This is a genomic window from Lentzea albidocapillata, assembly GCF_000719115.1.
Lineage (GTDB): Bacteria > Actinomycetota > Actinomycetes > Mycobacteriales > Pseudonocardiaceae > Lentzea > Lentzea albidocapillata.
Genome location: NZ_JOEA01000003.1, coordinates 59,623 through 78,544 on the forward strand (window position 1 = coordinate 59,623; position 18,922 = coordinate 78,544).

The 18,922-nt window shown below is 66.8% G+C and carries 19 protein-coding genes and 1 pseudogene; 13 read left to right on the top strand and 7 right to left on the bottom strand.

The window, feature by feature from the left end; translation table 11 throughout:
• The first annotated feature begins 36 nt into the window (after positions 1-36).
• The 8 genes from IG04_RS0103805 (at position 37) to IG04_RS0103840 (ending at position 8,146) form a co-directional block, all read left to right on the top strand.
• On the top strand, positions 37-522 hold the full coding sequence (locus tag IG04_RS0103805) for an NADH-quinone oxidoreductase subunit B family protein (RefSeq protein WP_211257665.1): 486 nt from the start codon (positions 37-39) through the stop codon (positions 520-522).
• Positions 519-2,516 (top strand): proton-conducting transporter transmembrane domain-containing protein, encoded by a 1,998-nt coding sequence (locus IG04_RS0103810; RefSeq protein WP_030475102.1) that lies wholly within the window; start codon positions 519-521, stop codon positions 2,514-2,516. The genes IG04_RS0103805 and IG04_RS0103810 overlap by 4 nt, the downstream gene beginning before the upstream one ends.
• Entirely contained in the window at positions 2,513-3,460 is a 948-nt protein-coding gene (locus IG04_RS0103815) for a respiratory chain complex I subunit 1 family protein (protein ID WP_030475103.1), read from the top strand. Before IG04_RS0103810 ends, IG04_RS0103815 begins: the two co-directional genes overlap by 4 nt.
• A gap of 12 nt (positions 3,461-3,472) precedes the next feature.
• Complete coding sequence (locus IG04_RS0103820; RefSeq protein WP_030475104.1) at positions 3,473-4,135, top strand: hypothetical protein; 663 nt, start codon at positions 3,473-3,475, stop codon at positions 4,133-4,135.
• Positions 4,135-5,592 (top strand): proton-conducting transporter transmembrane domain-containing protein, encoded by a 1,458-nt coding sequence (locus IG04_RS0103825; RefSeq protein ID WP_030475105.1) that lies wholly within the window; start codon positions 4,135-4,137, stop codon positions 5,590-5,592. Before IG04_RS0103820 ends, IG04_RS0103825 begins: the two co-directional genes overlap by 1 nt.
• Complete coding sequence (locus tag IG04_RS0103830; protein ID WP_030475106.1) at positions 5,589-7,073, top strand: hydrogenase large subunit; 1,485 nt, start codon at positions 5,589-5,591, stop codon at positions 7,071-7,073. Before IG04_RS0103825 ends, IG04_RS0103830 begins: the two co-directional genes overlap by 4 nt.
• A gap of 105 nt (positions 7,074-7,178) precedes the next feature.
• Positions 7,179-7,385: a hypothetical protein gene (locus tag IG04_RS0103835; RefSeq protein ID WP_030475107.1), complete on the top strand. Its 207-nt coding sequence runs from the start codon at positions 7,179-7,181 to the stop codon at positions 7,383-7,385.
• 2 nt (positions 7,386-7,387) lie between these two features.
• A complete protein-coding gene (locus tag IG04_RS0103840; protein ID WP_084401013.1) occupies positions 7,388-8,146 on the top strand; it encodes a hypothetical protein in 759 nt (252 codons plus the stop codon).
• 36 nt (positions 8,147-8,182) lie between these two features.
• On the opposite strand, the gene IG04_RS0103845 is transcribed toward IG04_RS0103840, so the two are convergent.
• Positions 8,183-8,848: a CBS domain-containing protein gene (locus tag IG04_RS0103845; protein WP_030475109.1), complete on the bottom strand. Its 666-nt coding sequence runs from the start codon at positions 8,846-8,848 to the stop codon at positions 8,183-8,185.
• Between the two features lie 155 nt (positions 8,849-9,003).
• Between IG04_RS0103845 and IG04_RS0103850 the strand changes: the two genes are divergently transcribed.
• Positions 9,004-9,369, top strand: coding sequence for an ArsR/SmtB family transcription factor (locus IG04_RS0103850; RefSeq protein WP_036013623.1), 366 nt, complete (start codon positions 9,004-9,006; stop codon positions 9,367-9,369).
• Between the two features lie 206 nt (positions 9,370-9,575).
• Here the strand turns inward: IG04_RS0103850 and IG04_RS44925 are convergent, their stop codons facing one another.
• From IG04_RS44925 to IG04_RS0103870, 5 genes are all read right to left on the bottom strand, one after another.
• Positions 9,576-9,926, bottom strand: coding sequence for a universal stress protein (locus IG04_RS44925; protein WP_159460440.1), 351 nt, complete (start codon positions 9,924-9,926; stop codon positions 9,576-9,578).
• Positions 9,927-9,931: 5 nt separating this feature from the next.
• The gene (locus IG04_RS0103855; protein WP_036013626.1) at positions 9,932-11,038 is read right to left on the bottom strand and encodes an acetate/propionate family kinase; all 1,107 of its coding nucleotides are present in this window, start codon (positions 11,036-11,038) and stop codon (positions 9,932-9,934) included.
• On the bottom strand, positions 11,035-13,365 hold the full coding sequence (locus IG04_RS0103860) for a phosphoketolase family protein (RefSeq protein ID WP_030475112.1): 2,331 nt from the start codon (positions 13,363-13,365) through the stop codon (positions 11,035-11,037). The genes IG04_RS0103855 and IG04_RS0103860 overlap by 4 nt, the downstream gene beginning before the upstream one ends.
• A gap of 214 nt (positions 13,366-13,579) precedes the next feature.
• The gene (locus IG04_RS0103865; protein WP_051768849.1) at positions 13,580-13,921 is read right to left on the bottom strand and encodes a hypothetical protein; all 342 of its coding nucleotides are present in this window, start codon (positions 13,919-13,921) and stop codon (positions 13,580-13,582) included.
• Positions 13,918-14,223, bottom strand: a complete 306-nt coding sequence (locus tag IG04_RS0103870; RefSeq protein ID WP_144065264.1) for a hypothetical protein — start codon at positions 14,221-14,223, stop codon at positions 13,918-13,920. The genes IG04_RS0103865 and IG04_RS0103870 overlap by 4 nt, the downstream gene beginning before the upstream one ends.
• A 205-nt stretch (positions 14,224-14,428) precedes the next feature.
• Here IG04_RS0103870 and IG04_RS44930 point away from each other — a divergent pair.
• Both IG04_RS44930 and IG04_RS0103885 read left to right on the top strand, forming a co-directional pair.
• Positions 14,429-14,815 (top strand): annotated as a pseudogene (locus tag IG04_RS44930) (histidine kinase); the annotation flags it as partial.
• A 65-nt stretch (positions 14,816-14,880) separates the two neighbouring features.
• Positions 14,881-16,026, top strand: a complete 1,146-nt coding sequence (locus tag IG04_RS0103885) for a recombinase family protein (RefSeq protein ID WP_051768850.1) — start codon at positions 14,881-14,883, stop codon at positions 16,024-16,026.
• Between the two features lie 244 nt (positions 16,027-16,270).
• Here the strand turns inward: IG04_RS0103885 and IG04_RS46255 are convergent, their stop codons facing one another.
• Positions 16,271-17,080: a DUF5677 domain-containing protein gene (locus IG04_RS46255; RefSeq protein ID WP_144065263.1), complete on the bottom strand. Its 810-nt coding sequence runs from the start codon at positions 17,078-17,080 to the stop codon at positions 16,271-16,273.
• Between the two features lie 167 nt (positions 17,081-17,247).
• Here IG04_RS46255 and IG04_RS0103890 point away from each other — a divergent pair, with 167 nt between their 5' ends.
• Both IG04_RS0103890 and IG04_RS46260 read left to right on the top strand, forming a co-directional pair.
• The gene (locus IG04_RS0103890) at positions 17,248-17,556 is read left to right on the top strand and encodes a helix-turn-helix transcriptional regulator (protein ID WP_030475117.1); all 309 of its coding nucleotides are present in this window, start codon (positions 17,248-17,250) and stop codon (positions 17,554-17,556) included.
• Positions 17,557-17,702: 146 nt separating this feature from the next.
• On the top strand, positions 17,703-18,806 hold the full coding sequence (locus IG04_RS46260; RefSeq protein WP_144065262.1) for a hypothetical protein: 1,104 nt from the start codon (positions 17,703-17,705) through the stop codon (positions 18,804-18,806).
• Positions 18,807-18,922 lie beyond the last annotated feature (116 nt).

The window sequence follows — 18,922 nt, forward strand, 5'->3', positions numbered from 1 at the left end:
CCTTCGAACTACCGACTCCATCGCGGGAGCAAGAGCGTGCTGAGTTTGTGGCGCAAGATCCGCCGGACCGGGCGAGTGGCCGAACCTGCGCCGCCGCTGCCCGCAGGTGACCGCCCGGCGCAGGCGGCGGTGCTGGGCGGGTCGGTGCAGATCCGGCACGTCGACGCGGGATCGTGCAACGGCTGCGAGGTCGAGATCGGATCGGCGTTCGGGCCGGTCTACGACGGTGAGCGCTACGGGGCGCGGCTGGTGGCCTCGCCACGGCACGCGGACGCGTTGCTGGTGACCGGTGTGGTGACGCGCAACATGGCCGAGCCGCTGCGGCGGACGTTCGACGCGGTCCCGGCGCCGAAGCTGGTGGTGGCGGTCGGGGACTGCGCACGCAACTGCGGAGTGTTCGCGGGCGCCTACGGGGTGGCCGGTGCGGTGCGTGACGTGGTGCCGGTCGACCTGGAGATCGCCGGGTGTCCGCCGCGGCCGGAGGCGATCGTCGAGGGACTGCGGAAGTTGACCGGCCGATGAACCTCGCTGCGACAGGTATGGCCGCGGCGGTGGTCATCGGGCTGCTGACCGCAGTGGCCGGATTCGTCGTTCCGGCGCGGACGGCCGTGGTCGGCGCGGGGACAGCATTGACGGGTGTGGCCGCAGCGTTCGCGGGGGCCGTGGCGCTGGGCGGGGGTTCGTTCTCCGTTGGGCTGCCCGGGTTGTTGCCGTTGTCTGGGGTGTCGCTGGCGCTGGACCCGCTGGGTGGGCTGTTCGTGGCGGTGACCGGCGGCGTCGCGGTGGCCGCCGGGATCTACGGGATGTCCTATGCGGACACTGCGGATCTGCGGACGCGTGGCGTGCAGGTGGCACTGCCGCTGTTCGTGGTGGCGATGGTGCTGGTGCCTGCCGCCGCGAACGTGGGCACGTTGCTGGTGTGCTGGGAGCTGATGGCGCTGGCGTCGCTGGTGCTGGTGGTTGCCGAGCACCGGCGTGGCCCGCGGGTGGCCTCGGCCGGCCGGTGGTACGCGGTGATGACGCACCTGGGTTTCATATCCGTCCTGATTGGACTGATGGTGTTCGTCGCGCACGCCGGCGACGACTCGTTCACCGCACTGCGCGAAGCAGGTCCGCGCCTCTCTCCCGCCGTGGCTGCGGTTGTGTTCGTAGCGACGCTGGTGGGATTCGTGTCCAAGGCGGGGATCGTGCCATTGCACGCCTGGCTGCCGCGCGCACATCCGGAGGCGCCGAGCCACGTGTCGGCGTTGATGTCGGCGGCGATGGTGAACCTCGGGGTGTACGGGCTGGTGCGGGTCGGGGTCGACCTGCTCGGCAGTGGTGTGGCGTGGTGGTGGCTGCTCGTGCTCGCACTGGGCTCGGTGTCGGCCGTGTACGGGATCCTGCAGGCGGCGATGAGCTCGGATCTGAAGCGGCTGCTGGGGCAGTCGACGACGGAGAACATGGGGCTGGTGCTGATCGGAGTCGGCGCCGCCGGGTTGTTCGCCTCCTCGGGGGACCGTGTTCTGGCCGGGCTCGCCCTGACCGCGGCACTGGTGCACGTGGTCGGCCACGCGGCGTTCAAGACGTTGCTGTTCCTGGCGGCGGGGTCGGTTCTGCACGCCACCGGCAGCCGGGATCTCGACGCGCTGGGCGGGTTGCGGCCGACGATGCCGGTGACCACGGCCGCGTTCGGGCTGGGGGCGCTGGCGGCGTCGGCGTTGCCGCCGGGGACGGCGTTCGTGTCGGAGTGGCTGTTGCTGCAGTCGTTGATCCACGGGTTGCCCGCGGGTGGGGTGGCGGCGGCGATCGCCATGCCGGTCGCGGTGGCGGCGGTGGCGCTGACCGCCGGGTTGGCGGTGGCGACCTTCGTGAAGGCGTTCGGGGTGGGATTCCTGGCGAAACCGCGCAGCGAGGCCGCATCGGGCGCACACGAGAGCCCGGCCACCATGCTCGCCGGGATGGGCATCGCGGCGGCGGCCTGTCTGATGGTCGCCGTCTGGCCGGCCGGGATCCTGCCTGCCGTGCAGGCCGCGGCAGGCGGGGACGCGGTGTCTGGAGAGGTGACCCTGCGGCTGACCGGTGTGACCGGTGCGTTGTCGCCGCTGTTGCTCGCGCTCGGACTGGTCGCCGCGATGGTCGCGGTGGCCGGCGCGGTGCGGGTGGTGGCGGTGCGGAGGGCACGCCGGGAAGCCCGGCTGTGGGACTGCGGCGGGGGTCCCATGTCGGCGCGGATGGAGTACACGGCGACGTCGTTCGCCGAGCCGTTGCAGCGGGTGTTCGACGACGTGGTGCAGCCGGAGCTGGACGTGGACGTGACTCACCACGAGGAGTCCCGGTACCTGGTGCGAGCGGTGGAGTACCGCAGGACTGTGCCGGACCGGATCGAGCGGCGCCTCTATCAGCCGGTGCTGAGCCTGATCGCCTGGTGGGGCCGGGCCGGACGCGGGCTGGCAACGGGCAGTGTGCATCGCTACCTCGGCTACGGCTTCTACGCGGTCTGCGGCGTGCTGATCCTCTTGGCGGCGACCCGATGAGCGCGCTCGGAATGGTCGGCGGGGTCGTGCAGCCGGTGCTGATCGTCGCCGGATCGCCGCTGCTGGTCGGGCTGATGCGGCAGGTGCGGGCACGGCTGGAGGGCCGGGCGGGCGCGGGGGTCTGGCAGCCGTGGCGTGATCTGCGCAAGCTGCTGCGCAAGGAATCGATCACTCCGCGCGGCACGAGTGAGGTGTTCCGCCTCGCCCCGCTGGTGCTGGTGGCCACGACTTTGGTGGTCGCGGTCGTGGCACCGTTCGTGACGACCGACTCAGCGCTGGATCCGGCGGCGGATTTGTTCGCGGTGGTGGCGTTGCTGGCGGTGGGCGCTGTGGCGCTCGCGTTGGCGGGACTGGACACCGGTACGGCGTTCGGCGGGATGGGCGCCAGTCGGGAGATGACGATCCTCGCGCTGGTGGAGCCGACTCTGCTGGTGGCGATCTTCGCGTTGTCGGTGCGGGTCGGGTCGACCAATCTCGGTGCCATCGTGTCCTCGACCCTGCACGAACCGGCGCGGGTGATCTCCCCGGTGAGCCTGCTGGCCGCGGTCGCCCTGATCGTGGTGATCATCGCGGAGACCGGCAGGTTGCCGGTGGACAACCCGTCGACACACCTTGAGCTGACGATGGTTCACGAGGCGATGGTGCTGGAGTATGCGGGCCCTGATCTGGCGCTGGTGGAACTGGCATCCGCGATGCGGTTGTCCGTGTTCCTCGGACTGCTGGCGAACCTGTTCCTGCCGTGGGGAATCGCTGCCACGGCCGCCCCGGTGGCGCTGCTGATCGGGGTACTGGCCCTGGTCGTGAAGGTCGGTGTGCTCGGCGTGCTGCTCGCGGCCGGCGAGGTGTTCGTCGCCAAGTTGCGGCTGTTCCGGGTGCCCGAGCTGCTGGCCGGGTCGTTCCTGCTGGCCCTGCTTGCAGTCGCGGCCTCGTTCTTCCTGGCCTGAAGGGAAATGCCGATGAGCGAGAGCCTGTACGTGTCGTTGCTGAACCTGGCCTGTGGAGCACTGCTGCTGACCGCCGTGCTGGTGCTGTGGCTCCGCGAACTCGCGGTGATCATCCGGGTGTTCGCGATGCAGGGGGTCGTACTCGCCGTCGTCGTGGGTGTGCTGGCAGCCCACGAGAACTCCGTGGAGCTGTGGACCGTGGCGGTGGGAGTCCTGGTCCTGCGCGCAGGACTGCTGCCTCACCTGTTGCGCCGGGCCCTGGCAGGCTTGGGGGAGTCGCAGCGGGAGACCAGCCCGCTGGTGAACGTGGCCTCGTCGCTGCTGGCCGCCGCCGCGCTGACATTGCTGGCCTACGCGGTGTCGCAGCCGCTGGTGGCGCTGGCACCGTCCGCGGCGACACAGGCGATCCCGGTCGGGGTGACCGTGGTGCTGATCGGGTTCTTCGTGCTGGTGACCCGGCGTCGCGCCTTGTCACAGCTGGTCGGGTTTCTGTTGATGGACAACGGAATCACCGCGGTCGGGTTCCTCGCCACCACCGGGGTGGGCCTCGTGGTGGAGCTCGGGGTGTCGCTGGACGTGCTGCTGGCGGTGCTGGTCCTGCAGATCCTCACCGCCCGGATGCGGGAGACCTTCGGCAACACCGACCTCGACGAACTGCGGGAGTTGCGCGACTGATGACTGTGCTTGTTCCCGTGGGAATGCCCGTGCTCGGCGCACTCACCTACCTCCTGTTCGGCTGGCGACGCGCCACCGCGTGGATCAGCGCTGTGAGTGCGGGCGTCGTGCTGACCGCCGCGATCGTCCTGGCGGTCGCGGTGACCCGATCCGGGCCGCTGACCGCGTTGGGCGGACTGCTGCGCGTGGACGCGTTGTCGGCGTTCATGCTGCTGGTGATCGGCGCGGTCGGGTTGATCGCCACCGCCGCGACCCCGGCGTATCTGCGGGAGGAGATCGCGGCAGAACGGGCCGCCGGCCGCACCGCCGCGCGACACAGCCTGCTCGTGCAGCTGTTCCTGGCCACCATGGCGCTGGCGGTGCTCGCGGCGAATCTCGGCGTGGTGTGGGTGGCGGTCGAGGCCACCACGATCGTGACCGCGTTTCTGGTCGGGCAGCGCCGCACCCGCGCCTCCGTGGAAGCGGCGTGGAAGTACGTGGTGATCTGCTCGGCCGGTATCGCGCTCGCGTTGCTGGGCACCATCGTGCTCAACTTCGCCGCCGCCCACGCTCCCGGCGCCGCAGGGCTGGACCTTGCCGCGCTCGCCGCCCATGCACCCGGTCTCGACCACGGTGTCACCCAGATCGCGATCGTGTTGCTGGTGCTCGGGTTCGGCACCAAGGCAGGCCTGGCTCCGCTGCACGCGTGGCTGCCGGACGCGCACTCCCAGGCCCCAGCGCCGGTGTCGGCACTGATGTCCGGTGTGCTGCTGTCGGTGGCGTTCTACGCGATCCTGCGAGTCAAGGTGATCAGCGATGGCGCACTCGGCACCGGGTTCGCCCGCACACTGCTCGTGGTGATGGCGCTGGCGTCTCTTCTGCTGGCGGCGTCTCTGCTGATCGCCCAGCGCGACTACAAGCGGATGCTGGCCTATTCCAGCATCGAACACCTTGGCCTGGTCGCGTTCGGCGCCGCGATCGGCAGCCCGCTGGCGCTGGCCGCGGCGCTGCTGCACGTCCTCGGGCACGGCCTGGTCAAGTCGGTGCTGTTCCTCGGTGCCGGCCGCGTCCTGCAGCTCACCGGCACCAGCCAGATCGACGGCGTGCGCGGCCTGCTGGCCCGCCACCCGGCGCTCGCGGCAACGTTCGGTCTCGGCGTGCTCGCGCTGATCGGCCTGCCTCCGTTCAGTCTGTTCGCCAGCGAACTCGGCATTGTCCGCGCCGGATTCGCGGCCGGTCTCGGCTGGCCGACCGCTGCCGCGCTGCTGCTGGTGCTGGTGATCGCCGCCGCCCTGATCGTCCGTACCAGCCGGATGCTCCTCGGAGGGCCGGAGTCCACTCCGGACACCGCGGTGGCCTCGCCGATCCCGATCGCGCTGGCGGGCGGGTTGCTCGCGTGTGCCGTGCTCGGTGTCGCCGCGGGACCGTTGCCGGTGCTGCTGGACCTGGCCACTGACACCCTGATGGTGACCCGATGATCACGACCCTCGTCCCCGCGGAGCTGCCCGAGCACGCCAGTTCCCTGTTGGCACAGGGATACCGGCTCGCGCTGGTCGCCGGCCACGACGACAGCAGTGTCCATTCTGCTGGCAGGCTGCGCGCGGTGTACCTGTTCACCGCCGCCGCACCGAATCGGCGGCTCGAACTGCACGTCCCGCTCGACCCTGACGCACCTGAGGTGCCGAGCCTGGCCCGGCTGTCCTTCGCGGCCGGACGGTTCGAACGCGAGATGCACGACCTGTTCGGCATCGTGCCCACCGGCCACCCGCTACCGCGGCGGCTGGTACGCCACTTCCACTGGCCCCAGGGCTGGTACCCGATGCTCACCGGCGCGGGCGACCCGCCGGAGTTCGGAGACCTCGACGGCCCGTACCCGTTCCGGACCGTGGAGGGGCCGGGGGTGTACGAGATCCCGGTCGGACCGGTGCACGCCGGCATGATCGGACCGGGTCACTTCCGGTTCTCCGTGGTCGGCGAGACCATCCTCAACCTCAAGGCGCGGCTCTGGTTCGTCCACAGAGGACTGGAAAAGCTGTTCCACGGCCGCACTCCGGAGGACGGGATCGAACTGGCGGAACGGGTGAGTGGCGACACCAGCGCCGGCCACACCCTCGCCTTCTGCCTCGCCGTCGAGGATGCCCACCGTCTGTCCGTGCCCGAGGACGCGCAACGCATCCGCGCGATCCTGCTCGAACTCGAACGGCTCTACAACCACGTCACCGACATCGGCGCGCTGTGCAACGACGTCGCCTACGGCGTGCTCAACGCCCACTCCCAGCGCGTTCGCGAACGCCTGCTGCGCATCAACGACACCGTCACCGGTCACCGGCTGCTGCGCGGCGCCATCCACGTCGGTGGCGCCACGATCGCCGCGCTTCCCGACCCGCATGAGCTGGCCGCGATCGGCGTCGACGTCGGTGAGATCGTCGCGCTGGCACTGTCCAACACCGTCGTGGCCGACCGGTTCACCGGCACCGCCCCACTCAGCCAGGCTCAGGCCGCCGACCTCGGCACGCTGGGCGTCGTAGCCCGCGCGAGCGGTCTGGCCATTGACGCCCGACACGACCACCCGTTTCTGTCTTCGGAGTTCCCCCGCGCCATTCACACTCGTACGGACGGTGACGTCCTGTCCCGCTTCCTGGTGCGTGCAGAGGAAATCGCCACCTCGATCGCCATGATCACCAGCCTTACCGACATGCTGGGCGGTCGAACCGCCGCGACTGCGCGGACCGCCAGGGGGACTGGCCGGTCCGGGGTCGGCATCGTCGAGGGCTGGCGCGGCACGATCGTGCATCGCGTCGAGTTCGCCGGCGACGGGATGTTGAGCCGGGTGAAGATCGTGGACCCCAGCTTCTTCAACTGGCCCGCGCTCCCGGTCGCGCTGGCCGACACGATCGTTCCCGACTTCCCGTTGACCAACAAGAGCTTCAACCTCTCCTACGCCGGCAACGACCTGTAGGGAGACCCGATCGGGTGTGTGCGGACTCGCACGTACCAACACTTGCAAACTTGTTTAAGTGCGCAGATCATTGAGTTCTTCGGCCGAGGAGAGATGTTGAGGACGATGAGCGAGTTCGAAGCTGAGCTGCGGAACAAGGTCGCCGAAGCCTGGGAAACCCTGCGAGAAGCCCGGGAGGCCGGCCACGACTACGAGATCCACCTGCACAGCGCCCGGATCCGCGACCTGCTCGACCGGGCTGCCCAGCACGGCGTCGACACCCGCGACTGGGTCGACCCGGCGCTGCTGGAGAACTCCGGGCTCGGGCACTGACCATGAGCGCACCATCGAGCGACCGCGTGGTCGCGGTGGTCGGCGGAATCGCTGCGACCACCGCGGTTCTGCGTCGTTACGCCGCGATCGTCGAAGACGAGGCGGGACTGCCGACCCGTGTCATCGCCTCCGACTACGGACTGCACAGCCTGCCGCCTGATACGGGCGCTGTGCTGCTGGTCCGGGCCACACCCGAGCGCGAGCAGAGGGCCCGCGACTCCATCGCCGACGTCCCGGTTCTCACCGAGCGGGACACCACCGCGGTCGTCCTGACCGCCGCGTTGCTCACCACGCTGACGCGCGCCGGCAACGCACCGGAGACCAGCCGGGTCGTCATCGCGGGTGCCGGCACCATGCCGCTGCTCAACCCGGTCCTACTGGCCGCTGGAATCCGTGACATCACCACCTGGAACCCCGTCGACGCGCTCTCGTTCCCGTTGCGCAACATCGCCGCCGACGCCGACGCCGTGATCAACCTGGTCGGCGGGGGCGGCCGCTTCGCCTGGCCGAGGCACGCCGCACCGGTCGTGATCGTGCCGGATCCCGCACGCGATCCGTTACTGGCTCTTCCGGGTCTGCTGCGCGCGCTCAGCCGGCATCCGCGCGCACGCCTGACTCCGGACGTGCAGCACGCCTGTGCGATCGCGCTGTCCGCGGCCACCCCGCCCGGCCATCAGGTGCCCCGGCGTGCCGACGAGACCCTCACCCGCCAGATCGCCGAATCCGCGACGAACGCACTGCACCGAGGAGCCGCACGATGACCGCCCCCACTCCCGACCAGGAAGCGGAAGCGGTGCTCAGAGGCCAGTGATCATCAGGTCGTCGACGTCGAAGCTCAGCCTGTTGCGCACCGCGATCACACCCGGCACCCCGCGCGCGATCCACTCGGCCCGCTCGGTCGTGCTGTGCAGGCTGAGCGTCCCGTCGAGCGTGACCACCCCGCCTGACACGTGCACCGTCACCCGGTGCGCGGTCGTCGAGGCGGTCAGCAGGCGTTGTTCGAGATCGGTGTGAATCGCGTCATCGCCACGCAGGAACAGCCGCAGCGCGTCACGCCCGGTGAGCACCCCCACGAGCGTGCCTGCACCGTTCACCACACACAGCAAGCTCGCGTGTTCACCCGCGAGCAGCCGCAGCGCGGCACACAGATTCACGCCCTCTGACACGGTCGCCACCGGAGTGGTCATCAGGTCAGCCGCGACCGTCGCGGACGACTTGTGCCACCGCACCCGCGTGCGCGTGCCCGCCAGCACCGGCGAATTCGCCGCACCACCGTGGAACTCCAGCTTGGCCGCCAGATTCTCCTCGGAGACCACACCGACCGGGCGCACGGCCGAGTCCACCACTGGGATCGCGGTCACCTCGTGGGCGATCATCATGCCGACGAGCTCCTTGAACGAACTGTCCAGCGCCGCGGTGACGACCCGCCGACACATCACATCCGCCGTCTTCGGCTCACTCATGCTCGCCCTCCCACAGCCGTGCGAGGTGACCAGGGTTGCGTACTTGGTAAGATTAGCAACTGCTGAACCCCGTTGAAACGCATCCCGACTCGCGATGACAGGGATCAACCAGGGAGGATCAGCACCATGACGACGGTCGGCCGGAAGGGGCTTCGATGAGCAGGCCCCTCTATCAAGTCAAGGCGGAGTTCTTCAAGAACCTCGGCCACCCAGCACGCATCCGGGTGCTCGAACTGCTCAGCGAGCGCGAGCACTCCGTCGCGGAGATGCTGCCCGAGGTCGGTATCGAAGCAGCCAACCTCTCCCAGCAACTGGCCGTGCTGCGCCGCGCCGGACTCGTGACCACCCGCAAGGAAGGCTCCAACGTCTTCTACTCGTTGACCAGCCCTCACGTCGCCGAGCTGCTCGCCGTCGCCAGGCGCATCCTCACCGGAGTCATTACCGGCCAGATGGAGCTCCTCGAAGACCTCCGCACACCTGCCGCCGCCGCGCCACGCGGCCGAGCCCGCAAGCAGAGCTGAACTCCTTCTGATCGCCACGCGGCCGAGCGCCTCCCCTCACCTGGACCGAGTCCACAAGGGACAGCGCGGCACCGGGTCGAGTCCGGTGCGTGAGGCGACGAACTCGCCTACTGCGAGCCGATTCGTTTCTCGGGTCAGCACTGTGGTGACGAGCAACTGCAGCTGCTGGCCGGTCCGCCGTACGCGAAGACGGCACCGCGCGGCGTTCAAGCCGAAGTAGCGCTGGCAGGTCGAGGTGATGCTCGACCTGCCAGCGGTAACGCCCGCGAGTTCACTGCTCGAGCATGCCCGGGCCGAAGACCTCGTACGGGCACGTCGGGGTACTTGGTTGTGCAGGTGGCTAGTTGTTCGGCCAGCAACCGTTCTTCCGCGGCCTCGATCGACACGAGGTTCGTCGCGGTCAAGCCTCGCTGCCAGGCGGTCTCGGCAGTGATGTCCCACCAGGTGCGTACCGCGTGCAGGGCAACGCCGCGCAGCGCGGCGGCTTCGAACGCGAACGCCAGGGCGGTGTCGCTGGAGGGCGATCCGTCCACTCCGACGACCACCGGCCTGGTCATGCTCGTCATCGTTTCCTCCAGTCCGTTGCGTTCAGCAGTGCTCGGGTCTGTGCGGCGATCTCGACGTCTTCTCGTGCCTCGACGACCCAGACGTCGACGGCAGAAGCGTCGCGGCTGATGCGGCTGTCCGTCGCGGCTTCGGTGTTGCGTCCGGTGTCGAGGTCGATGCCGAGGAACGCAAGGCCCACAGCGGTGTCCGCCCGCAATGCGGCGTCGTGCTCGCCCACTCCGCCGGTGAACACGAGCAGGTCGATGCCGCCCAGTGACGCGGTCATGGCGGCGATGCCCTGTCGCAGCCGGTGCGTGCACACCTTGAGCGCCAGGAGAGCTCGTTCGTCTCCGTTCTCGGCGGCCTTGCGCACGTCGCGCAGGTCTCCGCCGACCTCGGACAGGCCGGCGAGTCCGGAGTGGTGTTCCAGACCGTCCTCGAGGTCGTCGAGCGCGAGACCGGCGCGCTGCAGCCACATCAGCAGGCCGGGATCGACGTCACCGCTGCGAGTGGCCATCACCAGGCCCGCCAACGGGGTGAAGCCCATCGTCGTGTCCAGGGACTGTCCATTTGCGACGGCGGCGAGTGACGCACCGGAACCCAGGTGGCAGCTCACCACGCGAGCACCGGGCTTTGCTGCCAGTTCAGCGGCTCGGCGCGACGCATAGGCGTGTGACAGGCCGTGGAACCCGTACCTGCGCAGGTCCCACTTGCGCCGCCATGCGGCGGGAACGGCGTAGGTTGTGGCGGCTGCGGGCATCGTGGTGTGGAAGGCGGTGTCGAAGCACGCGACCTGGGGCACGTCGGGCAGCAGTTGCCTGGCTGCGTCGATGCCGGCGAGCGCGCGGGGCTGGTGCAGCGGAGCCAGCCCGGTGAGCGCCTCGATCTGGGCGCGCGTGTCGTCGTCGATCGCAGTGGCGCTGGTGAACGCGGAGCCGCCGTGTACGACGCGATGCCCGACGGCGTCCACGGACGGGGCGCCGCTTAGGAAATCCTCCAGCGGGCCGGTTTCGTCGCCGCCCGACCAGCGTTCGAGGTGGGTCTCGGCGAGGACGGTGTCGTCCTCGCCGAGGACGCGGAGCTTGAGGCTGGAGGAGCCCGCGTTCACCACCAGGATGTTCACTGCCAGGTCCAGTCGCGGATCTCGGGCATGTCCTCGCCGTGCTCGCGGATCCAGTTGTAGTGGCGGGTTCGCTGGTCCTGCATGTGCTGGCGGAGTCGGGCGGCCTTGGGACCGAGTCCGGGCACACGGTCGACGACGTCGATCACCAGCCGGTAGCGGTCCATGTCGTTGAGCACCAGCATGTCGAACGGCGTAGTGGTGGTGCCTTCCTCCTTGTAGCCGCGGACGTGGAGGTTGTGGTGGTTGGTGCGGCGGTAGGTCAGGCGGTGGATCAGCCACGGATAGCCGTGGTAGGCGAAGATCACCGGCTTGTCGGTGGTGAACAGCGCGTCGAACTCTCGGTCGGGCATGCCGTGCGGGTGTTCGGTGTCGGGCTGCAACCGCATCAAGTCCACCACGTTGACCACGCGAACCCGCAACGACGGCAGGTGCTCACGTAGCAACGACGTCGCGGCCAGCACCTCGACCGTGGGCGCGTCCCCGGCACACGCCAGCACGACGTCCGGTTCCTCGATGCCGTCGTCGTTGCTCGCCCAATCCCAGATTCCAGCGCCGCGGGTGCAGTGCAGGATCGCCTCGTCGACGTCGAGCCAGTCCGGTGTCTCGTTCTTGCCCGCCACGATGACGTTGACGTAGTCCTTGCTGCGCAGGCAGTGATCCGCGACCGACAGCAGGGTGTTGGTGTCCGGTGGCAGGTAGACGCGGACCACTTCGGCCTTTTTGTTCATCACGTGGTCGATGAAGCCGGGGTCTTGGTGCGAGAAGCCGTTGTGGTCCTGCTGCCAGACGTGCGAGCTGAGCAGGTAGTTCAGCGACGCGACGGGCCGGCGCCACTCCAGCTTCTTGTGCGTCTTGAGCCACTTCGCGTGCTGGTTGAACATCGAGTCGACGATGTGGATGAACGCCTCGTAGCAGTTGAACAACCCGTGCCTGCCGGTCAGCAGATAGCCCTCCAGCATGCCCTGGCACAGGTGTTCGGACAGCACCTCCACGACGCGGCCGTCGTGGACCAGGTGCTCGTCGACCGGCGACGTCTCGGCCTGCCACTGCTTCCCGGTGACTTCGTACACGGCGTCGAGGCGGTTGGACGCCGTCTCGTCGGGTCCGAAGATCCGGAAGCTGCGGGCGTCGGCGTTGAGCGTGACGATGTCGCGCAGCATCCTGCCGAGCACCCTGGTCGGCTCGGAGTGCGTGGTGCCGTGCTTGATGACTTCCGCGGCGTGCGCGCGGATGCCGGGCATCTTCAACTCCCGCAACAGCAATCCGCCGTTGGCGTGGGGAGTGGCGCCCATGCGGCGCGTACCGTCCGGCACCAATGCGGCGAGCTCCGGCCGCGGCGCCCCGTCGTCGTCGAAGAGTTCGGCCGGCTGATAGCTGCGCAGCCACGTTTCCAGCTGACGCAGGTGGTCCGGGTTGTCCCGCACACCCGCCAGCGGCACCTGGTGCGCACGCCAGGTGTTCTCGACCGGCACACCATCCACTTCGGACGGGCCGGTCCAGCCCTTCGGACTGCGCAGCACGATCATCGGCCAGCGCGGACGTTCCTCCGCGCCCTTGATGTGGTGGATCTCGTCGACGACCTGGTCGAGAACTTCGGCCATCCGGGCGTGCATCGCCTTCGGTTCGTCACCTTCGACGTAGAACGGCGAGTGGCCGTAACCACGCAGCAGCGCGTCCAGCTCGTCGTGCGGGATGCGCGCGAGCAGGCTCGGGTTGGCGATCTTGTAGCCGTTGAGGTGCAGGATCGGCAGCACAGCGCCGTCCCGCTGGGGGTTGAGGAACTTGCCTGCGTGCCAGCTGGTCGCAAGCGGCCCGGTCTCCGCCTCGCCGTCACCGATCACACAGGCCACGATCAGGTCCGGGTTGTCGAACGCCGCGCCGAACGCGTGCGCCAGCGAGTACCCCAGCTCACCACCCTCGTGGATCGAACCGGGCACCTCCGGCGCGACGTGGCTCGGCACGCCGCCGGGGAAGGAGAACTGGCGGAACAGCCGGCGCATGCCATCGGCGTCGCGTGGCACGTCCGGGTAGGTCTCGCTGTAGGTGCCTTCGAGCCAGGTGTTGGCCAGCAGCGCGGGGCCTCCGTGACCGGGGCCCGTCACGAACAGCACGTCCAGGTCGCGGTCGCGGATCACCCGGTTCAGGTGCGCGTAGATGAAGTTCAGGCCCGGTGTTGTGCCCCAGTGGCCGAGCAGCCGAGGCTTGATGTGCTCTGGCGTCAGCGGTTCGGTCAGCAGGGGGTTGTCCATCAGGTAGATCTGGCCCGCCGACAGGTAGTTGGCGGCTCGCCAGTACGCGTCGACCAGCGACAGATCGGCGTTCGGCATCTCGCGCTCCTCACTCGGGTCTGTTGCCTTTCACGCTGCCGTCCGGATCGATCACGGAACAGGGCGCGTGGTCCGCGCCGGCAAGGACCGAGGTCCCGTCGGCACCGGCACTTCAGGCCCTGGCTTCCCAAGAGGCCCACGTCTGCGGTGGCGGGATGGCCCGACTCCGGCAACCGGGTACCCCAACGGCACTCTCGTACGCCTTCGAACAGACTCAGTCGGGGGTGTTTCCTCCGGAGACGAGGATCCGCACCAGCACCACGAGCTGGACCAGCAGTGCGATGGACACGACGACGATGATCGAGACGAGTGACAGGCGCACGATGGTGACCCAGTCGGTGGTCGGGTCCGTGAAGGCGAAGGGGAACACCTGGGCCGTCCGGATCAGTGCCACCAGCCCCGCGGCCGTGCTGATCACGTCACCCACCGCGGTGAACGGGAGCCGAGGTCGAACCAGGCAGAGCAGGTTGACGACGAGTGCGACGGCCAGCGCGCCGGCGAGGTAGCTGCCGCGACGCGCCGTTGTGCGAGACCTCGTTCGTGCCGTGCTGGTCACGGTGACCTCCTGTCGTTGAGCCGCGCACTCTCGATTGCCGCGTGCACCGTGCTTCCCACGCCACGTATCCGGCGCACGCCGTCGGGTGTCAGCACGGTGACATCGGCGAGCACCGCATCAGGCATCGCGGGATGCGAGAAGGGCCTGATGGTCAGGTCGACGGTGTCCGCTGCCGGAATGCGGCGCATCCAGCTGAGCAGCCCGCCGAGCGACTCGGCGGTCACAGTTGTTTCCAGGTGTAGATGGATCACTGGCTGCGAGAGTGTGTCGCGGCGTCGTTGTTCGGGAAGATGAACGGTCACGATCTCAACGATGCGGTCGGCCTCGACTGAGGACCAGGGACTCCAGGCCTGTCGTCGCAGGACCGTTCGACTCGAGCGGACGCGGCCGAGTGTGTGGACAGCCGCAGGACGGTTTCCGCACTTTGGGGGCGGGGTAGTCGACGGCATGGTTCACGGAGAGGCCGCCGCTGCATCGCCACGTGGGGACTCGGCGCTCGAAGGACCAATGACCGTGTTCGGCGATCTGTCAGGGCTGCGGCTGGGCGAACTGCTGCAGGAGGTGACGGATCGGCTCGCTCAAATCGCGTATCGCCAGGACAAGCTCCAGTCGCTGTTGGACGCGGTCATCGCGGTCGGCTCCGGACTGGACCTCGACACGACGCTGAAGCGGATCGTGGAAGCCGCCACTGAACTGGCCGACGCCCGGTATGGCGCGCTGGGAGTGCTGGGGCCGGACGGCAGGCTGTCCAACTTCGTCTACGTGGGCATCGACGAGGAGATCAGGCGGAAGATGGGGCCGCTGCCGACGGGCCACGGGCTGCTCGGCCAGCTCATCGCGGATCCGCGGCCGCTGCGGCTCATGGATCTCGGCAGTCATCCGGCCTCCGTCGGGTTTCCGGAGCATCACCCGCCGATGCGCAACTTCCTCGGTGTGCCCGTTCGCGTGCGTGATGCGGCGTGCTCGCCGTTGACGACTCGGCGGCCGAGGCGGTGCACCGGATCTTCGCCGACTATCTCGGCGGCGACCTCGGGGACAGGGCCATCGCGACTCGGCTCAACCGGGACGGCGTGCCGTGTCCGTCCGCTCTGCGGCCGGATCAGAATCGGCACCGACAGGGCGACGGCTGGCAGGGGAGCACGGTCCGGGCGATTCTGGAGAACCCCCGCTACACGGGCTATGCGTTCTTTGGCCGGTGGTGGAAGTTCGAGACGCTGCTCGACCCGGACGACGTTGCGGCCGGTCACATCGTCAAGTTTCGCCGATCGAGCCCCGACCGCGTCGTTCGCTGTCGCCGACCTGCGCACCCGGCGCTCGTGTCGGTCGAGGAGTTCACGCAGGCCCAGCTACTGCGCAAGTCGCGGGCGGCCGGTGGAATGCGAGGCAGGGCGAAGCTCGAACGCACTCGCACCAGCGGAGCGCGGCCGTACATCCTGAAAGGCCGGATGCGGTGCGGAATCTGCACGCGGAAGATGCAAGGGGCGATCATCCGGAAAGAGCACACCTACTACCGGTGTCTGGCGCGCTCGTTGGCTCCAGGGTCAGCGGCATTGAACAGCCATCCCAGGACGGTGAATCTCGCCGAGAACGTGGTGTTGGAGCCGCTGAACAAGTGGTTGTGTCAGGTCTTCGACCGCACGAGCATCGATCGGACGGTGGCGCACCTCGTCGAGTCGCAGGGTGGCTCGGCGGAGAAGTCGACGACGCGTGATGCCGCGAAGAAGCGGCTAGAAGTCGCCGAGGCCAAATTGCGGCGGTTTCAGGCAGCGATCGCGGCAGGCGTCGATCCGGTCGCGCTGGTGGAGGCGATCAACGAAGCGGAGGAACAGCGCGCGGCGACGAGCGCCGAACTGAAAGGGCTGCCCGCGCCTTCAGCACTCACGGCCGCTGAAGTCCAGGCGAGGCTCGACGGGCTCGACGACGTGACGACGATCATCACGGAAGGGAAGCCGGAAAGGCTCGCCAAGCTCTATGAAGACCTCGGCGTCGAACTCAGGTACGACATAGCAAAAGAGGCCGTCTATGCGACGACCTCTCCGCGTGTGTTTAACGTCCGTGTCCGAGGACCGAGTTGCTCTTTATCCCTACGGCTGTCCCTGGGATGATGGTGCGCGGTCAGCCTGTCCCAGTCGTCCTGTGCTCGCCTGAGGCTGGGACGGGTGTGCGGGACGGCTAAGATCTGGCATCTACCTGTGCAGGAAGCTCGATCGACGAGAGTGGGACGGGGTGAGTCACCCCGTCCCACTCTCGCGTTTCTGGCCTCGAAACCGCCCCGTCTGAGGTCATCTCGCACGGGACAGGACACGTTTGGCGGCGAGCTGACGTGAGTGACGGCGACGACTTAGGCCGTCAGGGTTGCCGTGGTGGTTTCCACTTCGCCCGTCGGGCGGCCTGCTCGCGCTGTTTAAATGCGGCGGAGAGCTGGAGTTCCGGGCGTACGCCAAGTGTTTTGGCGAAAGTGCGCAGCTCGGCCCTGTTGGGGTGCTCGCGGTCGAGCATGTCGACGGCGCGTGCTGCCCAAACAACAGATATGCAGGTCACGTGTAGCCACGGTAGTGAATCTTCCTTATTGAAGTTCGTGGGGTACGTGAATCCGAGGAGCGGATCGTCCTTTATGTACTGGTCCACAACCCTGTATCCGGGATGTGTGTACGACGACATTATTCGATAAATCGCGTACGCTTCGGTTCCTCCTGGTTGGAGGTCGTCGCATAGTTGGGAGAAGTTTCGCGCAGACTGATCGGTGAAGGACTTGCCTCTTGCGGGCGTACCCAATTGGCGAGAGTCTTCGCTGTCTGCGGCTCCTTTCCAGCCAGTCTCCAGGATTGTCTTTATCGTTGCATTGTGCTGACGGCTCGACTCGTTGATGAATCCCGAAACGGCAGGTTGATACTGTGCAATCCACTGGGCGGTCAGTGCGAATTGAAACGCTTCGCGGGTCAGGGGTACCGATTCGAGGTACATCTCTAGATCGCGAAGTGCCAGCACGCTGCGTGCAAGCCTGTGGGTGTGAGCTGCGAGCGCGAACGTGCCTAGCGCTTGAGGCGTGCTCACGCCCTTTCGGCCACTGAACCCTTGATCGTTCTCCTCCCATCGGTCGAGGAGAAGTTTGAGGATGCGCTCCCACTCTGTGCCCGGAAGATCTGCGACGGAGGACATGTCAATATATCGGTGTCGTCCGCATATTGTTACGCTCGGTCACGGCGTCGGCATGAGCGACTCGGCTGATGTTATGGCCCTAGATTTGCTCGATGGTGTCACCGTTGGATGGGATGGCATGCCGATGACCCTTGACGGGCATAGCCAGTACTGCCGATACTGGTTATGTGACCCGGACTCTTGGCGAGTTGATCCGCCATCGTCGTCTCGAACTCCGCCTGACACAGGAGCAGCTTGGGCGGCATGTAGGCAAGTCGCAGGTTGCTGTCTCGGAGTGGGAGCGCAATGTCGTGCTGCCGAGCGACATGCGCCGACTAGCGGATGCGCTTGACCTGCCTCATGAGGACCTCGTCATGGCGGCCGCCGCGAATTTCATGACCGAAGATCCTTTTGAGCAGGCTATCTGGCAAGCGGAGCGCTTGACTATGAAGCAGCGCGAAGCATTGTTGATCATCTATCAAGGCATGGTTAGCTAAAGCTGACCTTAGTCGTGGCCAATCTAAAGCGTTCATAGCCGTGGATCGCTTGCCCGGTGGGCTGTGTTAATGACCCCTGGCTGCGTGTAGTGTTGCGAAGCTCTCTGAAAAGCCTTGCATCTCCTATTTGAATTGGGTCAGTAGTGATGAGTGTGCGTACCTATAGCCTTGGAATCGCCTGCTTCCATTTTAGTCCGAAGGAGGATATTGCGCCGTCGAAGTGGGGTGAGGCGATCAAGTCAGGGTTGGAGTCGGTTGCGTCGGTTAGGGATGTCGAGATCACGGATCTGGGCCACTTTGTCAGTAGATATGATCCCATCCTTGAGTGGGGCGAGGAAGAGTTCAGGGGGGCTGACTCCTACGACTTTGAGTTGCATCCACAAGCTGGAATGATTGCGTTTACGGTAGCTATCCAAGAGCGCGACCAGGAGAAGTTGAATCTTTTTGGACGGAGAGTCGTTTCGCCCGACGAAACTTTTCGGGTAATAACGATGTATGGTACCTCTGGACCGGCTACTGTGGTGCAGTTTGATGGAGGGACCGACTCCCGACTCTTGGGCGCTCAAGGAGTTTTTGTAGTTCGCGAGTTTCTTCAGCGTGAGTTCAAACGCGCGGAGGTCGAAATAGATTTCCTTGTTGTTGGCCCCAGTCCCTTTCATGCTGATGTCAGCGTGCATGAAGAGGAAGGATTGGAGCTGGCGGGGAGTCCCTTTTCAGTGATTCGTGAGCGTACGCGTGGGTACGACATCATCGAAGTCCAATGTCCGACCCAAGCTACGATGGACCTCTACAGAGATCTATTTGCTGAACTTCAGTTCTTTTATGAGTGTGTGCGCGAACGTGGGCGCAACGCGACTCGGGCCCAATCTGTTTCTCGTATGGCTGATGCCCTTGTTGAGCTGTATCGCGTTCCAGGTGCGAAGGGCTTTTTGAAGCGTCTATGGTGGTCTAGAAGTCAGGCGAGAGAGCTGCTCATCGGTGTGATCCAGGCGAAGCTTGGTGAAGCGCGCTCGACAGCGTCTATGCAGCAAGAATTTCAAAGGCTCAAAGAATCAATGAGTGTGACCATTTTTGATCATGAGGTATCTGAAGAGGTCGCGTCGGATGAAAGTGAGCAGCTTAAAGCCGCGGAAGAAGTTGCCAAGCTTCTTGAAGGTGGAGCTAAGAAGGAGTTCGAGATATTCGTTCTGTCAACTTCAACGCTCCTTGGTGCCGCAGCAGGTGCTGTGGCTGCGGTGCTGGCAAAATGACAGGACGATTCGACGCGGACAGGGTCATAGCGTCACGGGTCAATCGCAGTTGCAGTCGGTAACTAGGATGGCTGAGTAAACGGGCGGTGCGGAGTCGGCGCGTCGGCAGGGTCAAG

Coding starts and splice junctions, on each gene's coding strand:
- IG04_RS0103815 (WP_030475103.1), top strand. CDS start 2,513: ATGAGCGCGCTCGGAATGGTCGGCGGGGTCGTGCAGCCGGTGCTGATC.
- IG04_RS46255 (WP_144065263.1), bottom strand. CDS start 17,080: ATGTCCTCCGTCGCAGATCTTCCGGGCACAGAGTGGGAGCGCATCCTC.
- IG04_RS0103840 (WP_084401013.1), top strand. CDS start 7,388: ATGAGCGCACCATCGAGCGACCGCGTGGTCGCGGTGGTCGGCGGAATC.
- IG04_RS0103830 (WP_030475106.1), top strand. CDS start 5,589: ATGATCACGACCCTCGTCCCCGCGGAGCTGCCCGAGCACGCCAGTTCC.
- IG04_RS0103850 (WP_036013623.1), top strand. CDS start 9,004: ATGAGCAGGCCCCTCTATCAAGTCAAGGCGGAGTTCTTCAAGAACCTC.
- IG04_RS44925 (WP_159460440.1), bottom strand. CDS start 9,926: ATGACCAGGCCGGTGGTCGTCGGAGTGGACGGATCGCCCTCCAGCGAC.
- IG04_RS0103860 (WP_030475112.1), bottom strand. CDS start 13,365: ATGCCGAACGCCGATCTGTCGCTGGTCGACGCGTACTGGCGAGCCGCC.
- IG04_RS0103820 (WP_030475104.1), top strand. CDS start 3,473: ATGAGCGAGAGCCTGTACGTGTCGTTGCTGAACCTGGCCTGTGGAGCA.
- IG04_RS0103835 (WP_030475107.1), top strand. CDS start 7,179: ATGAGCGAGTTCGAAGCTGAGCTGCGGAACAAGGTCGCCGAAGCCTGG.
- IG04_RS0103810 (WP_030475102.1), top strand. CDS start 519: ATGAACCTCGCTGCGACAGGTATGGCCGCGGCGGTGGTCATCGGGCTG.
- IG04_RS0103825 (WP_030475105.1), top strand. CDS start 4,135: ATGACTGTGCTTGTTCCCGTGGGAATGCCCGTGCTCGGCGCACTCACC.
- IG04_RS0103845 (WP_030475109.1), bottom strand. CDS start 8,848: ATGAGTGAGCCGAAGACGGCGGATGTGATGTGTCGGCGGGTCGTCACC.
- IG04_RS46260 (WP_144065262.1), top strand. CDS start 17,703: ATGAGTGTGCGTACCTATAGCCTTGGAATCGCCTGCTTCCATTTTAGT.